The 16389-nt window shown below is 45.5% G+C and carries 13 protein-coding genes; all 13 read right to left on the reverse strand.

Annotated elements, in window-relative coordinates; genetic code table 11:
• Positions 1-63: 63 nt before the first annotated feature.
• Positions 64-2043, reverse strand: a complete 1980-nt coding sequence (pknB, locus tag A8F94_RS12695; protein WP_066200825.1) for a Stk1 family PASTA domain-containing Ser/Thr kinase — start codon at positions 2041-2043, stop codon at positions 64-66.
• Positions 2044-2796 (reverse strand): Stp1/IreP family PP2C-type Ser/Thr phosphatase, encoded by a 753-nt coding sequence (locus A8F94_RS12700; RefSeq protein WP_066200827.1) that lies wholly within the window; start codon positions 2794-2796, stop codon positions 2044-2046.
• The gene (gene rlmN, locus A8F94_RS12705; RefSeq protein WP_066200830.1) at positions 2797-3891 is read right to left on the reverse strand and encodes a 23S rRNA (adenine(2503)-C(2))-methyltransferase RlmN; all 1095 of its coding nucleotides are present in this window, start codon (positions 3889-3891) and stop codon (positions 2797-2799) included.
• 4 nt (positions 3892-3895) lie between these two features.
• Complete coding sequence (gene rsmB, locus A8F94_RS12710) at positions 3896-5242, reverse strand: 16S rRNA (cytosine(967)-C(5))-methyltransferase RsmB (RefSeq protein WP_066200834.1); 1347 nt, start codon at positions 5240-5242, stop codon at positions 3896-3898.
• A 318-nt stretch (positions 5243-5560) separates the two neighbouring features.
• On the reverse strand, positions 5561-6505 hold the full coding sequence (gene fmt / locus A8F94_RS12715) for a methionyl-tRNA formyltransferase (RefSeq protein WP_066200837.1): 945 nt from the start codon (positions 6503-6505) through the stop codon (positions 5561-5563).
• On the reverse strand, positions 6498-6986 hold the full coding sequence (gene def, locus A8F94_RS12720) for a peptide deformylase (RefSeq protein ID WP_066200840.1): 489 nt from the start codon (positions 6984-6986) through the stop codon (positions 6498-6500). Before def ends, fmt begins: the two co-directional genes overlap by 8 nt.
• A gap of 391 nt (positions 6987-7377) precedes the next feature.
• Entirely contained in the window at positions 7378-9792 is a 2415-nt protein-coding gene (gene priA, locus A8F94_RS12725) for a primosomal protein N' (protein WP_066200843.1), read from the reverse strand.
• Entirely contained in the window at positions 9793-10998 is a 1206-nt protein-coding gene (gene coaBC / locus A8F94_RS12730) for a bifunctional phosphopantothenoylcysteine decarboxylase/phosphopantothenate--cysteine ligase CoaBC (protein ID WP_066200846.1), read from the reverse strand.
• 165 nt (positions 10999-11163) lie between these two features.
• On the reverse strand, positions 11164-11385 hold the full coding sequence (gene rpoZ / locus A8F94_RS12735; RefSeq protein ID WP_066200848.1) for a DNA-directed RNA polymerase subunit omega: 222 nt from the start codon (positions 11383-11385) through the stop codon (positions 11164-11166).
• A complete protein-coding gene (gmk, locus tag A8F94_RS12740; protein ID WP_066200851.1) occupies positions 11386-12000 on the reverse strand; it encodes a guanylate kinase in 615 nt (204 codons plus the stop codon). It abuts the gene before it with no gap.
• An 11-nt stretch (positions 12001-12011) separates the two neighbouring features.
• Positions 12012-12275, reverse strand: a complete 264-nt coding sequence (remA, locus tag A8F94_RS12745) for an extracellular matrix/biofilm regulator RemA (RefSeq protein WP_043933385.1) — start codon at positions 12273-12275, stop codon at positions 12012-12014.
• Between the two features lie 60 nt (positions 12276-12335).
• A complete protein-coding gene (locus A8F94_RS12750) occupies positions 12336-13211 on the reverse strand; it encodes a YicC/YloC family endoribonuclease (RefSeq protein WP_066200853.1) in 876 nt (291 codons plus the stop codon).
• A 193-nt stretch (positions 13212-13404) separates the two neighbouring features.
• Entirely contained in the window at positions 13405-16086 is a 2682-nt protein-coding gene (locus A8F94_RS12755; protein ID WP_066200856.1) for a cation-translocating P-type ATPase, read from the reverse strand.
• Positions 16087-16389: the final 303 nt, after the last annotated feature.

Here is a 16389-nt window from a genome sequence, read left to right on the forward strand (position 1 = left end):
ACACTCCTTGCTTCTTCAATTTCCAAGGCTTGGCATTATTAGCCCTCCCGGCTTAATAACCGCCTATTCTGCCTCATCATAGGAAATGGTTACATCTTCAACAACGGTATTATCAACAAATACTTTATACCCGGCTTTACCGCCGTGCGGGATTTCCAATTCGATGATGAACGTACTTGTTTCAGTCAGTACTCCAGTTTTATAAGGCTCTGTCATACTCTGGTCAAAATCTTCTATAAAAATCGTGTATTCCTGAGGCTGCCCTGGCACCGATGGATTGTATTCAACCGTAATTTCGACTGTTTTCTTCTTTGGAGGGATTTCTTCCTTCCCTTTAGAAATGACCACAGTCACTGTATCGCCTTTAACCAATTGCTCTCCTGCCTTTGGTGTTTGGGAAATGACCAAACCGGCCTGGACATCGTTGCTGAATTCCTCACTGCCAACCTCAATTCGCAAGCCTGTTAAATCAGCATAATCAGCCAAGCTTTTTTCGTTATATCCTCTAAGGTCTCGGAGAGTAATTTTTTCGGGCCCCTGGCTGACTTTAAATTCGAGCTCAGCCTCATCGGGTACAACTTCCCTACCTGCTGGTATATTCTGCTCTATAATCGTTCCCGGTTCGCGCTCGTTAAAAACAGGAGTTTCTTTAATATTTTTGAATCCTTCCTTTTCGAGCATGGCTACCGTATCATTAAAGTCGCTCCCGACATAATCGGAAAGCTCAAATTTTTTCTTGCCTGAACTTACAAACAGGTCGATTGAGGATCCTTCCTTGATTGTGTCACCCTGAGGTGGATCGGTTTTTACGACAAATCCTTCTGGAATTTCATTGTCCTCGATTTCCTTTGTATTCCTGATTACCAAACCAAGATCAACCAATTCTTTAATTGCATCTTCCATTAATTCCCCAGAAACATCCGGTACCTGAACATCCTTTGTAGCAAAAAGCCCGGGGAATACAGTAATGGTCAAGATTCCGAGTGTTGCTAGCAGAATAAACGTTGTGATAAGGATGATCGGCCATTTTTTCTTCTTTTGCTTTTCTTTTGCCTTTTTATCCTTTTTATTGTCTTTCCCTGCTACAGCAACATTCCCTTTATCCTGGGAATGAACGATGGTTTCATCAAAACTTTTCGATGGTTTGTCGGCTGTTATGACCGGAATGGCCTTTGTTGCCTCGTTATCCGCCGGGATCACAAATTTGGGTTCGTTCATTCGTTCTGGGTAAAGTGACGTTCTTAAATCCTCTTCCATCTCCTCCACGCTGTCGTATCGGAGGAAAGGATCTTTTGCAGTCGCTTTTAAAACAATATTTTCAACGCTTTGTGGAATCTGGGGATTCCAGCGCCTGATTGATGGGGTTTCAGTCTGGAGATGCTTCAGGGCAATTGACACGGCAGACTCTCCGAAGAAAGGAAGCCTTCCTGTAAGCAGTTCAAACATGACGATGCCAAGCGAGTATATGTCAGATTTCCTATTCGCCATCCCGCCACGAGCCTGCTCGGGTGACAAATAATGGACAGAGCCAAGGACGGAATTCGTTTGGGTTATGCTTGTTGCGCTTAAAGCCATTGCTATGCCGAAATCGGTTATTTTTACATTACCATTGTTATCAACAAGTATGTTTTGCGGCTTAATGTCTCTGTGAATAATATGGTTTTGATGAGCATGGGCGATTGCCGATGTTAGCTGTTTCATAATATCAATCGTGTCTTCAACCCTTAGCGGTGAATATTGCTGTATGTATTGTTTCAGTGTTTGCCCGTCAACATACTCCATTACAATGTAGTAGAGGTCATTTTCCTCACCGACATCATAGATGCTGACAATGTTGGGATGTACCAAGCTTGTTGCCGATTGTGCCTCACGATGGAAACGCCTGATAAATTCCTCATCGTTGGCAAAATCAAGCCTGAGCATTTTGACAGCAACATTACGGTCAAGAATCATGTCGTGGGCAAGGTAAACATTCGCCATGCCCCCTCCGCCGATTGCATCGAGTATTTTATAACGGCCGCTAATTCTTTTTCCAATCATCATCTAGTTATCACCCTCGCTGACTTCGGTAAACTCGACGATTGCCAATGTGATATTGTCTTCTCCGCCATATTCGTTTGCAAGGGAAATAAGCCTGGCCGCTTTTTCGGTAAGATCGGTTTCGCTCTTAAGGGTTTCCTCCATTTCATGCTCACTAACCTTGTTTGAAAGGCCATCCGAACAGAGCAGGAGGACATCCCCTTCCTCAAACATTATTGTGCTAATATCCATCTCTACATTTTCTTCGGTGCCAAGTGCCCGTAGTAAAACATTTTTCCGGGGATGGTTTTCGGCATCTTCTTTGGATATATGGCCGGAACGGAGCAATTCATTTACAAGTGAATGATCCTCTGTAATTTTCCTGAACCCTGTTTCGTTCAAGAGATAACAGCGGCTGTCACCTATATTGGCAATGGTTGCAAACCCATCAAGCGTAATAGCAGCAACAATTGTAGTTCCCATCCCATCACACTCGTCATTAGAACGGGCATGCGCATATAGACCGCTATTCACCAGCTTTATTTTCTCCTCAAGCCAACTCTCGGCCTGCCCAGCGGTTGTTATTCCAGAAGCTGTCTCCCACGCTTCTCTCATTCCTTCAAGCGCCATCGCACTCGCAACATCACCGGCACGGTGGCCGCCCATGCCATCTGCGACAATAGCAAGGCGGAACCCGTCTTTATTCACAAAAATGCCACCGGTATCCTCATTATGGCTGCGAATTTTCCCCTGGTCTGTCATATAGACCGCATTCATCTACTTCTTCAACTCCTCCTCGCGGGCTTTGGCCCGCAGCTGTCCGCATGCAGCATCGATATCATGCCCTTGTTCACGCCTAATGGTGACATTGATCCCTTTGTTCTTCAGCGCTTTTTCAAAGGCAAAAATCTGGTCTTTCGGAGTCCTAACGTAATTTCGTTCAGGTACATAGTTTACCGGAATTAAATTGACATGGCATTTTAATCCCTTGAGGAGGGCAGCAAGTTCCTCCGCATGCTCGACCTGATCGTTTACACCGCCGAACAGCCCGTACTCGAAGCTGATTCTTCTTCCTGTCTTATCAATATAATAACGTACAGCTTTCATTAAATCATCAAGTTTATATGCACGATTTATTGGCATTAGCCTTGACCGGAGTTCGCTGTTCGGCGCATGGAGCGAGATTGCAAAATTGATTTGCATATTTTCATCGGCAAACTGATAGATTTTTGGAATTATCCCACTCGTTGATACAGTAATATGGCGGGCTCCGATGTTCAGCGCCTTGTCATGATTAATAATCTTTAGGAATGAAAGCATGTTATCATAGTTATCAAACGGTTCTCCGATTCCCATGATGACAACTGAAGAAACCCGTTCATCCGTCTCATCAAGGGCCTGTTGGACCTTGACGACCTGGGCAACGATTTCTCCTGCTTCAAGATGGCGTTTCAAGCCGCCAAGCGTGGATGCACAGAACGTACAGCCAATCCGGCATCCGACCTGAGTTGTGACGCAGACTGAATTTCCGTAGTCATGGCGCATAAGAACGGTTTCGATTGAATAGCCATCATGAAGCTCAAACAAAAACTTAATCGTCCCATCGGCTGATGTCTGCTGGATGGCCGTTGTCAGCGTGGTTAGTTTGAAATTGTCATCAAGCTTATCTCTGAGCGTTTTTGAAAGATTGCTCATATCTTCAAAGGCAGTTATCCTCTTTTTATAAAGCCAGTCAAAAATCTGCTCGGCCCGGAAAGGCTTTTCACCATTTTCGCTTAACCATTCTTTTAATTCATGAAGCTCCAGGGAATAGATTGATCTCTTTTGCTTTTCTTCTGTTGCAGGACTCGTTGTTGTTTTTAAATTTTCCACCCTGTTACACCTTCTTTCGTAAACTTGCGATATAAAATCCATCCGAGCCAAAATCCTGTGGCAATACTTGCAGATCGAAGCCGGAAACCAACGGCTTTATGGCCTCTGGCATACGGTTACTCAGGCTCATATCTTTTTCAAATTCGGGATGCCTTGCCAGGAAAGCTTCCACACTTTCATGGTTTTCTTCTTTGTCGACCGTACATGTACTATAAACGAGAATACCGCCTGCTTTTAATAGCGGAGCTACTGAATTCAGCAAGTCCTGCTGGATTTTTGCAAGGCCAGTCACATCACTTTCTTTTTTCACATATTTCATATCCGGCTTTCTTCGCATTACTCCAAGCCCGGAACAAGGTGCATCAAGCAGGATCCGGTCGAATGATCCTTTTTCAAAATGCTCCCCTGCCTTACGGCTGTCAAGTGGCCGAGCCTCAATATTGTTTAGGCCGAGCCTCAAAGCGTTATCTTTGATAAGCTTTACTTTGTGTTCATGAAGATCGAGAGAAACGACAGAACCAGTACCACTCAACTTTTCAGCTATATGAGTTGTTTTTCCGCCGGGCGCCGCGCAGGCGTCAAGGATATGTTCATTTTCGCTGGCACCAAGCGCGTAAGCCGCAAGCATCGAGCTTTCATCCTGGATCGTCAGTAAGCCATCCTTAAACGCCTTGGAAGAGGCAAGATTTCCTTTTAATGCCCTGATTGCCTCGGGGATAATTGGACTGACTTCCACTGCATACCCTTCTTCTTCTAATAGTGTGACACATTCTTCACGCGATAGGCGCGATAGATTGACCCTCGCAGTTTGCAGCGGAGCCGTTAGGTTTATTTCACACATTTCCCGTGTCTTTTCAACGCCAAACTGTTCAATCCACCGTTTAACAAGCCAAAGTGGATGGCTCGTCTCAATAGAAAGGCGTTCTGCCGGATCCTCAATTTTATCGAGCGAAGGAACACCTTCCCGCTGAATGCTTCTCAGTACCCCATTTACCAAACCTGAAATTCCTTTATGGCCACGCCTTTTGGCGATTTCTACAGCCTCGTTGATAGCCGCATGGTCAGGAATCCGATTAAGGTAAATCATTTGATAAACCGTCAGCTTTAAAAGCAGAAGGACCCATCTTTCAATTTTTTTGCCGGATTTAAGAAAAGGTTCAAGAAAATAGTCCAATGTCATGCTACGCTGTAATGTCCCATAAGTCAATTCCGTTAAAAGGCCGACATCCTTTTGCGGAACAGCATTTTTTTCTATCACATTGTTTAAAAGCAAGTTGCTGTATGCCTGGTTTTTTTCTACTGCCTCTAAAAGGCTCAAAGCGGCCTCACGAACATTTTTGCTATACGCCATCTATTCGGGCTCGAACGTGAAAGCCCTTCTCTCCTTTCGTACATAAAGTGAAACTTCAATCAGTGGGGGGGTTCTTCATCCCCCACTGATTGTTAGTCCCGTTCTATTGCCGCTAATTCGCCAAAAACGGCGACTAAGCGGCACTACGAACCCGATTGGTTCAACTAAGCCACTATAGTTCCAGCGGCAAGTTTCACTGTATTTCACCAATCGGGCTTTTACGGGCTGTTATCCCCCATCTACGCTTCTTCGATTCCCCAAAGAGGTGGGGGGCTTACAGCCCGTTAATGCGGGATAAAGAAACTATTCCCTTAGGAATCAGCTTCCAAATTTAGTGCCAATCTGCAATTGGGAACCTGCCCCACGCAGGAATTCGGCTGCTTCCATCGCCTTTTTTCCTGAAGGCTGGAGGGTTGTAATTTTTACATTTGAGCCGCTGCCAGCCGCTACAATAATCCCATCTTCCTCAAAGCCGACCACTTCACCAGGCTCTCCTTTTTGCCCGCCAGACACTTTCTCCGCAGTCCATATTTTTACGGTTTGCCCGCCTTGGGTCGTATAGGCTACCGGCCATGGATTCATTCCGCGGATTTGGTTATAGATTTGTTCCCCTGATTTAGACCAGTCAATCAATTCCTGTTCACGTTTGATGTTAGAGGCAAAGGTAGCACGTTCATCATCCTGTTTAATCCCCTTCAATTCTCCGTTCAACAGTTTTGGCAGTGTTTCTGAAAGTAGTTTGGCACCTGCTTGGCTCAGCTTGTCATGCAGGGTCCCAACGTTATCCGTTTCCGTTATTGGCACTTCCACCTGTGTAAGGATATCGCCGGCATCTAGTTTTTCGGCCATGTACATGATTGTGATTCCGGTTTTTTCTTTACCCTGTATAATTGCATAATGAATCGGCGCCCCGCCGCGTAATTCAGGCAGCAATGAGGCATGGACATTGATACAGCCGTATTTTGGTGCCTCAAGAAGTTCTTTTGGCAAAATCTGTCCAAACGCCGCTGTTACCACCAAATCCGGTCTTAGCGCAAGTACTTTGTCTAATTCTTCTCTTACCCTTATTTTTTCAGGCTGCAGGACCGGGATATTGTGCTTTAATGCTTCAACCTTTACGGGAGGCGGTGTCAGTACCTTTTTCCTTCCTACCGGCCTGTCCGGCTGGGTAACGACACCCACTATTTCATATTCTTCTTCAAGCAGCCGCCTTAAAACCGGCACGGAAAAATCAGGAGTACCCATAAATACGATTCTAGTCATTGGCTTCCACACCCTCCAATTCATCTTCCTTAAGATAACGGCTTACTTTAGACGTAAACAAAATGCCGTCAAGGTGATCGATTTCATGCTGGATGGCCCGTGCCAGGAAGCCTTCCGCTTCAAGAACATACCATCTGCCTTTTCGATCCTGTGCCTCAATCTTTACATAATTCGGCCTCGTTACCTCACCATATAAACCGGGAAAACTGAGGCATCCCTCGACCCCTGTTTGTTCCCCTGAAGTTTCTACTATGCTAGGATTGACCATTTCAATGGTTCCGGCTTCATCATCTATATCAACGATAGCAACGCGGATTGGCTTCCCGATTTGCGGGGCTGCAAGACCGACGCCATCATATTCAATCATTGTTTCATACATATCATCAAGTAATTTCTTTAGCTTTTTATCAAAATTCTCTACTTTGCTGCACGGCTGCTCAAGAATTTCGGCAGGGTGCAGGACCATTTTGCGTATTGCCAACTATACTTCCTCCAGTTTCTAAAATGCAGCCTTATCTGATTAAATATCGATAAGGATTACTTCTTATTTTCCCCAAAATTCATTGGTTACTATCATTAATTAGCAGGGAAAAGAATTGTTTCTTTTCCCTGCTGTATATATATGGAACTTAAGTTTTCTTTAGATTTTCGCTGCACAAGGGTGAAGCTTCCATGAATAGTCATCGCAGAGACAGGCGCCTTTTGCCTGTCACGAGGCACTTCGCTTTCCGCGGGCGTCCTGGGAGCCTCCTCGTCGCTAAAGCTCCTGCGGGGTCTCCCACTGGCCTTTTCTCCCGCAGGAGTCTTCGTGCCTTCCGCTTCAATCTGATTTAGTAATTCTCTAAATGCTACATATATAGGATGAAAAATCTTTACATTAATATAAATGGATTGATATCGACCGAAACCTGCAAGCCTGACGATCCTTCTTCTTTCTGGTACTGGTCGAGTACCATTTTGAGCGTCTCGTTGAGGGCTGGCTCCCGCTTATATTTAACAAGGCATTGGTAGCGGTAACGGTCATTGATACGGGGGATTGGGGACGCAACAGGTCCCAGCACTACCGCATCGGCCGATATTCTTGCCTTAATATAAGACGTAATTTGTTCCGTCACAGAAATAGCTTTCATTAGCTGCTCGTGTGTCACTGTCACTAATGCTAAATAATAGAATGGAGGATATTTGTGCACCTTCCTAGCCATCATTTCACGTTGATAGAACAGGTCGTAATTTTGGGTACCTGCCAGCTCGATGCTGTAATGGTCAGGAGTGTAGGTCTGGATGACCACCTCGCCAGGCAATTCATGCCGTCCGGCCCGGCCGCTTACTTGTGTCAGCAGCTGGAAAGTCTTTTCCGATGACCTGAAATCCGGGAGGTGCAGCATGGTATCCGCCGACAATACACCGACCAGCGTTATATTTGGAAAATCCAGCCCTTTGGCAATCATTTGCGTCCCAAGGAGAATGTCTGCATGGCCTTCGGAAAATTCCTTCAGGAGCCGCTCGTGGGATCCTTTTCTAGTTGTCGTATCCATGTCCATTCTGACGACCCTTGCATGCGGGAGAAGCTTCCCAAGTTCCTCTTCCACTTTTTGTGTACCGGTCCCAAAATAGCGAATATGCTCGCTGTTGCATTCCGGGCATATAAGAGGTACGTGGGTTTCATAGCCGCAGTAATGGCATTTCATTTGCTGGTTCATCCTATGGTAGGTTAACGAAATATCACAATGCGGGCAACCCATTACATACCCGCAGTCCCGGCACATTACAAAGGAGGAATGCCCGCGTTTATTGAGCAAAAGGACAATTTGTTCTTTTTTCTCAATCCTGTCTTCGATTTTTTCAAAAAGCTTCCTTGAAAACATCGACCTGTTTCCCGACCTCATTTCCTCCCGCATGTCGACAATCTCGACTTCAGGCATTTCCTGCGCGTTCATACGGTATGGAAGGCTAAGAAGTGTATACACACCTTTTTGCGCTCGGGCAAACGATTCAAGTGAAGGTGTCGCGCTTCCAAGAATGATTGGGCAGGAATGCTTCTTGCCTCTCTCAATTGCCACATCCCTGGCATGATATCTCGGCATTTCCTCCTGTTTATAGCTGGTTTCATGCTCCTCATCAATAATCATGATTCCGAGGTTTTCAAACGGGGCAAAAATCGCGGAGCGGGCCCCTACAGCTACTTTTACTTCACGGCGCTGAATTTTTCTCCACTCATCATATTTTTCCCCTGCCGACAGTCCGCTGTGCAAAACCGCGACCAGATCCCCGAATCGGCCTTTAAATCTCTCGACCATTTGTGGTGTTAAGGCAATTTCAGGAACTAGTACAATTGCTTCTTTGCCCCTATTTATAACCTCCTGGATGGATTGGAGATAAATTTCTGTTTTACCGCTGCCGGTAACGCCATATAAAAGAAAAACTTCATGCCGTTCTTCCTCAATCGATGCCAGCACCGGTTTAATTGCCTCCTGCTGGTCAGCCGTCAGACTATGGGGCATTGTTTTTGCGAAATGTCTATTTTCATAGGGGTCCCGGTAAACCTCAAGCTCTTTTTCCGCAAGAAGCTCTTTATCTAGTAACGCCTTTACAGCAGAAGAGGAAAAACCGAACTCCGAGGTAAGCTTTCTTCGTTCTACAGGTTCGGGGTTATCAATAAAAAAGTCAAGAAGTTCCCGCTGTTTTACTGCTCTGGCGGGAATCCCGGCGGACTCTTTTCTTAAAGTTTCTGCAGGTTGAAGAGGATATACAAATTTAAGATGTTTTTTTCCCAACCGTCCACGGACTTCATAAAGGACCTCCACGATTCCGTCTGAAGCAAGCTTTTGCAAAGCTGGAACAAGCCCTCCTTTGACAGCATCATCCCAGCCAATTACAGCGTTTCCCTCAAAATACTGGCGAAGATTCTCCGGGATTTCTTCAACGCTTCGGCCTTGCGCCAGCTTTACCTTCTTGTCATATTTTGCTTTAAATGCCGCCGGCAGCATTGCCTGAAATGTCGATATTTTAAAGCTAAGCGTATTTTCCGTCAACCAGTTCCCAAGGTTTAGCAATTCCTTATTTAAAACAGGAATAAGATCCATTGGTTCCTGGATCTCCCTGAGCCTGTTAAATTCCGAGGAATTCTTCAAGTCCACCACAAAGCCTTGGACTTTCCTGGGCCCAAAAGGAACGATAACTCTCATACCAGGGACAATTGTGCCTACCCACTTATCAGGTATTAAATAATCGAAAGGCTTGTCTGTTTGTTTTGCAGGGACATCCACTATTACACTTGCAATATTCATTTACCGGCCTCCCCTTGCCAGAATCGAAGCTTCTTCAATAATCCTTTTGGCTACCTCCTGCTTGGGCATAAGCGGCAGACTCTCACTCGTTCCATCCCGCTTGAACAATGTCACAATATTAGTATCCGCGTTAAAGCCGGCACCAGCTGTTTTAACATTGTTGCCAACAATCATATCTGCATTTTTTACCTGAAGTTTTTTATTGGCGTATTCCTCAAGATTATCAGTTTCAGCCGCAAATCCAATTAATATCTGATGGGTTTTTAGCTTCCCAAGTTCCATAAGAATGTCCTTGGTCCGTTCAAGCTCAATCGTCTCGTCCCCCAATTGTTTTTTCACCTTGTGATCATGGGAGATTTTTGGCTTGTAATCGGCGACTGCTGCAGATTTTACTACAAAATCCGCTTCATCAAAAAACTTTAGGACTGCTTCATACATATCCTGGGCACTTTCAATTTGGATTACTTCCGCTCCCTGGGGTGGTTTCAAGGCAACTGGCCCTGTTACAAGGATGACACGGGCTCCTTGCCTGACTGCTTCTTCAGCGATGGCATAGCCCATCTTTCCGCTTGAATCATTCGTAATAAACCTGACCGGATCGATTCGTTCACGAGTCGGCCCTGCGGTGACCAGGATTGTTTTCCCTACTAGCAAACCTGGGCTGCCAGCAAAAAAGTTCATGGCAAGCTCCACGATCTTCTCGGGCTCCTCAAGCCTTCCCTTACCCACATACCCGCAGGCAAGATATCCTTCATTTGGCTCAATGAATCGGTATCCAAAATTATATAATGTTTCAATATTTCGTTTAACAGCAGGATTGTCATACATATGGACATTCATCGCGGGAGCAATCCATACCGGTGCAGTAGTAGCAAGCATAGTAGTCGTTACCATGTTATCGCCTATTCCTGCTGCGAGCTTTCCAATTGTATTAGCTGTTGCCGGTGCGCAAATGACTAAATCAGGCCAATCGGCGAGATCGATATGGGCTATCACTGCAGAATCTTTTTCATCAAATGTATCAGTATAAACATCATTTCGGGACAATGCCTGGAAGGTGAGCGGCGCTACAAATTGCATGGCAGATTCGCTCATGATGACCTTTACTTGCGCACCTGCCTGAACCAGCTTTGAAGTAAGAGCGGCAGCCTTGTATACGGCAATACCGCCGGTTACACACAATAAAACTTTTTTACCATTCAGCATTTGGTACTCCTCCGTCTCGTATCGAACATCTATACCCATTATGACGGAACGATGGCAATTTTTCACCTATCCGGCATCAAAAAGGACCCTTTATGAGTGCCTTAAAAACGAACAAGCGCCCAGGTGGCGGGCGCTTGTTAAAGGTTTTCAGTTATCGCAGGAAAATCAGGATTCTGAAGGAGTGTCAGCCTTGTTCGCAACACGAAAGGATAGCTGTCCTCCATCTATCTCTTCAAGTGCTTTTCCGACATATTTATGTGAAACATATTTATCCAGGCGCGGGTCTTCGTTTTGCTGAAGGAAACGCGCACGCTTGGCCGCAACAGATACAAGAGAGTATTTAGAATCGATTTTGTTCAATAAAGAGTCAATAGATGGATATAGCATTTATTCCGCCTCCAGTAATTTAATGTAGCGAGCTTCTACTCGTTCACGCCGGCAATGTTCGGCGGTAACAATTGCTTTGATCCGCTCGGTAGCCAATTCAACACGATCATTTTCAACCACATAATCATAAAGGTGCATCATCTCAATCTCTTCCCGGGCTGTGAGCATCCTGTTGTTAATAAGGTCCTCAGTCTCGGTTCCGCGGGTGACAATCCGATTTTTCAACTCGGACAGGCTTGGCGGCATAAGGAAAATAAACAGTCCCTCCGGAAACTTCTCCCGTACTTGTTTGGCACCTTTTACTTCAATCTCAAGAAAGACATCCTTGCCGGAATCAAGGGTTTCCCTGACATAGTCGACAGGAGTGCCATAATAATTGCCGACGTACTCGGCATATTCAAGCAGTTTGCCCTGGGCAATCAGTTCTTCAAACTCTTCCCTGGATTTGAAGAAATAATCGACACCATGGACTTCACCTTCCCGGGGCTTCCTGGTGGTCATTGAAATCGAATATTCAAACGAGGTATCAGGTTGTGAAAAAATTTCTTTTCTCACGGTTCCTTTTCCAACACCTGATGGCCCCGAAAGTACAATCAGTAATCCTTTTTCCTGCATTGTAGTACAACCTACCCTTCATCCAATATATCATCGCGGCCTGACAGCCTGCCGGCTACTGTTTCCGGCTGAACTGCAGATAGTATAACATGGTCTGAGTCCATGACAATGACCGCTCTTGTCCGTCTCCCGTAAGTGGCATCAATCAGGGAACCACGGTCGCGCGCATCCTGGATGATCCTTTTTATCGGGGCGGACTCGGGGCTGACAATCGAAATAATTCTATTGGCAGACACAATATTCCCGAATCCGATATTGATCAATTTGATTTGCATGCCGATTCTCCAGTCATCAATAATATAGTTTCGCCCTTCCTCAACCATCCTAAACCCTGACTATTCAATATTCTGGACTTGTTCCTTCAATTTCTCAATCAGGCTTTTCAGATCGACGACCCGTTTGGCGATTGCGGAATCATTGGCTTTCGAACCAATTGTATTGGCTTCACGATTCATTTCCTGGACAAGAAAATCCAGCTTCCTGCCAATTACTCCACCATTGTCAAGAATAGTTAAAAACTGGCTGATATGGCTGCCAAGTCTGGCCAGTTCTTCATGGATATCCGATTTGTCCGCAAAAACCGCAACTTCCATGAGCATCCTGGATTCGTCCACTTCGCTTCCCAACAGTTCCTCCATCCTGGCAGCAAGCCTCTCGCGGTACTGCTCGGCAACCTTCGGGGCATACTCCTCAAGTTCGGTTACAAGTGCACGGCAATGCTCCAGGTTTCCGGAGAGATCAGCCTTCAGTGCTTCACCTTCCGACATACGCATTTGTTTTAGCAATGTGCCTGCCTCATCTACTGCTGAGCGAATCAAACTGCCTATTTCATCATCTACCGATTCGCGTTCTTCAATATGTATAATTTCTTCACGGGCCAAAATGGCTTTAAAGGCCTCGGCGGGATCAAATCCGTATCTCTTTCCTGCTTCAGAAGCAAACTGGAAATACTGGTCAAGCAGCTCCCAGTTCACTTGAAGGGCTTTTTCTCCACTGTCTCCACCTTCAACAGTGACAAGGATTTCTACCCGTCCGCGCTCGATATGGCGGCCTATGGTTTTTTTTATGCTATCCTCAAGTTTCATCAAATGGCGCGGCAAACGGATGCTATATTCGCAAAATCGGTGGTTTACAGTTTTAATTTCCACATTTACAGCGAAATTCCCGGATTCCTTCCGGCTGCTCCCATACCCTGTCATGCTTACAACCATAATCGCACCAACCTCTCATGAAAAGCTTAATAAAACTGCCATCATTCGTTCTTAAAAAACTGGCCTTCACCAGTAATATTCACGGATGACCTCGAATTTTTAATACGTTAGGAAAGTTTAGATCTTATTTTCCTATTAACCAAAAGAAAAGGCAATAGAGTCTCCTCTACTACCATTTGGATTATATCATATCTTATTTTGTTTTTCTTGCCAAAAATGTCCCTGCCAGCAAAAAAGTTGGAATTGCTGACATTCCAAGGATTAAAAGCCAATCGCGGGCTTCAATTGCCAGCGTGTGGAATATCGGCTGAAAAGGCGGATAATAAATGACTACAAGCATGAGAAGTGCAGATGAAATGACAGCCCAGACAAGGTACATGTTGCCGAAAGGGTTCCTTGAAAGCACGGATATTTCACTCCGGCAGTCAAAGACATGAATCAGCTGTGCCATGACGAGTGTCGCAAAAGCAACGGTCTGTGCATATTGAAGGCGTTCCGGATTATTTTCGTAAACAACAATGAACGCTATTAAAGTAACTATTCCAATCAGGAAACCCCTTGATACAACCTTCCAGCCAAGCCCCCTGGCAAAAACACCTTCCCTTGGGCTTCTAGGCTTTCGTTTCATTACATTTTCTTCGGGCTGGTCGAGGCCAAGCGCCATGGCCGGAAGTCCATCTGTTACGAGATTGACCCATAATATTTGAATAGGGACAAGCGGCAATGGCAATGCCATAATCATTGCGAATAACATAACGAGTATTTCACCAACATTTGATGCTAACAGATACCGGATGAATTTGCGGATATTTTCATAGATATTCCGGCCTTCTTTGATAGCAGCTTTAATAGTTGCAAAATTGTCATCCAGCAGAACAAGTGCAGAAGCTTCCTTCGCAACATCCGTCCCGGATATCCCCATTGCTACTCCAATATCTGCTGCTTTAATAGCAGGGGCATCATTGACTCCATCCCCAGTCATTGCAACTATATGTCCCCGGTTCTGAAGCGCTTTGACAATTTTCAATTTATGCTCCGGTGACACCCTTGCAAAAACAGAAATATCCTCCACTACTTCTTCGAGTTCATCAACATTAAGGCCAGACAGTGTATTCCCGTCCATCACCTTGCTGTTTTTTTCTAGGATTCCAAGCTGTGACGCGATTGCGCGGGCTGTAATGACATGGTCTCCGGTAATCATCACAGTTTTGATACCCGCTTCCCGGCATTCACGGACAGCATCTTTGACCTCCGGCCTTGGCGGATCGATCATTCCCTGGATTCCAATAAAAATTAAATCTTTTTCTGCTTCCTGTTCACTAAGGATTACCCTGCCAGGTGTAATAGGTTTATAGGCTACCGCTATTGTCCTTAGCGCCTGTGATGCCAGATGTTCAACAGCTCCAAGCACATCAGCCCTCACCTTTCCGGCCATTGTTTGGACCCGCCCATCAACCAAGATTCCATTTGCTACACCAACGAGAACATCTGGTGCTCCTTTTGTGACAATAAAAGACCGGCCTTGTTTATCTTTAACTGCGATACTCATCATTTTCCGGTTTGAATCAAACGGGAATTCATTTAGAATTTGGAATTCCTCAAGAAGTTTCTTTCTGTCATAGCCAGCCTTCATTGCGCTGACGAGCAAGGCGCCTTCGGTAGGATCGCCATCAAGGACAATTTCATTATCTCTTGAAACCAGTTCAGAATGATTGCAGAGCATTCCGAACATCAGCATTTGCTGAAGAGCTTTTTCATTTTTAATGTCAATAGGCTGGCGGGTTTCACTAAAGAACCTTCCATCTGGCTGATATCCTGTACCATCAACTGTCCATGTTTTGCCTCCGCTCCATAAATGGGTGACAGTCATCTTGTTTTGTGTCATTGTCCCTGTTTTATCCGAGCAAATCACGGATGCGCAGCCGAGTGTTTCGACTGCCGGCAGCTTCCTGACGATTGCATTGGAACGAATCATCTTTTGGACCCCAAGCGACAACGCTACCGTAACAATTGCCGGGAGACCTTCTGGTATCGCCGCAACAGCCAGTGATACTCCAGCTAAAAACATTTCATATAATTCGTGGCCCTGAAGAACACCAACGCCTACAACAAGTACAGTCAGCAATAAGGCAACTGTTATTAATATCTTTCCAAGCTGTTCAAGCCTTCTTTGTAATGGGGTTTCCGCCGCCTCGGCATTTTGGAGGAGGTCTGCTATTTGCCCCATCGCGGTTTTCATCCCGGTTGCAATAACCGTTCCGACCCCGTTGCCTCTCGTTACCATTGTTCCCATGAAAGCGATATTCTCCATATCGCCGAGTCCTGGGTTTTCGGCTTGTAAAATATCTGGGTCCTTCGTCACCGGCACAGATTCGCCGGTAAGGGCGGATTCTTCTATTTCAAGGCTTTTGCACTCAATAATCCGTACATCGGCACCAATCCGATCCCCACTTGCAAATTTGACTATGTCTCCTGGCACCGCCTCGCGCGAAGGGATTTTAATCCACTTGCCATCACGTAGGACTTGGATTTGCGGGGCTGACAGCTCCTTAAGTGCCTGCAGGGATTTTTCAGCCTTTCTTTCCTGAAAGAATCCGAGAAAGCCATTTAGGATAACAATCGCTATAATCGCAATCGCATCAATGTATTCACCAAGAAGGCCGGATACGAGTGTAGCGGCTACGAGGACAAGGACCATGAAATCCTTGAACTGGCTGAGGAACAAAATTAGCGCGGATTGCTTCTCCCCTTCCTCCAGCTCATTATAGCCGTGCACCCCAATCCTCTTTTCTGCATCCTGCATCGATAATCCAGACGAATAGTCAGTATTCAGTGCCTTTTCCACTTCATTAGCGTTCATTTCATGGAACTTCATCCGGCCATCTCACTTCCCCCTTTTCAATATCAGGAATGCCGTTTTAAATCCGGGCATTCTGCTCTCACGTAAGCTTATTCAGACTCGTCCAAAAAAATGCTAAAATAGAGGAAGCCATTAAACAGAGTATTTTTAGGTTTTGCGCTATAATTCAAAGCGTAAGCGCCTTGGTCATCGCCGTAAAAACTGGAGGGGCTTCGACTGAGATAAAGGAATCACGAAGAGCGAAGCTACTACCTGCATCACATCATGAAGAAGCATCTTCGAAAAAGCTACGTGGGCTTTGCGACGAGCTGAAGATAT

The organism is Bacillus sp. FJAT-27225 (genome assembly GCF_001685025.1).
GTDB lineage: Bacteria > Bacillota > Bacilli > Bacillales > Cytobacillaceae > Bacillus_D.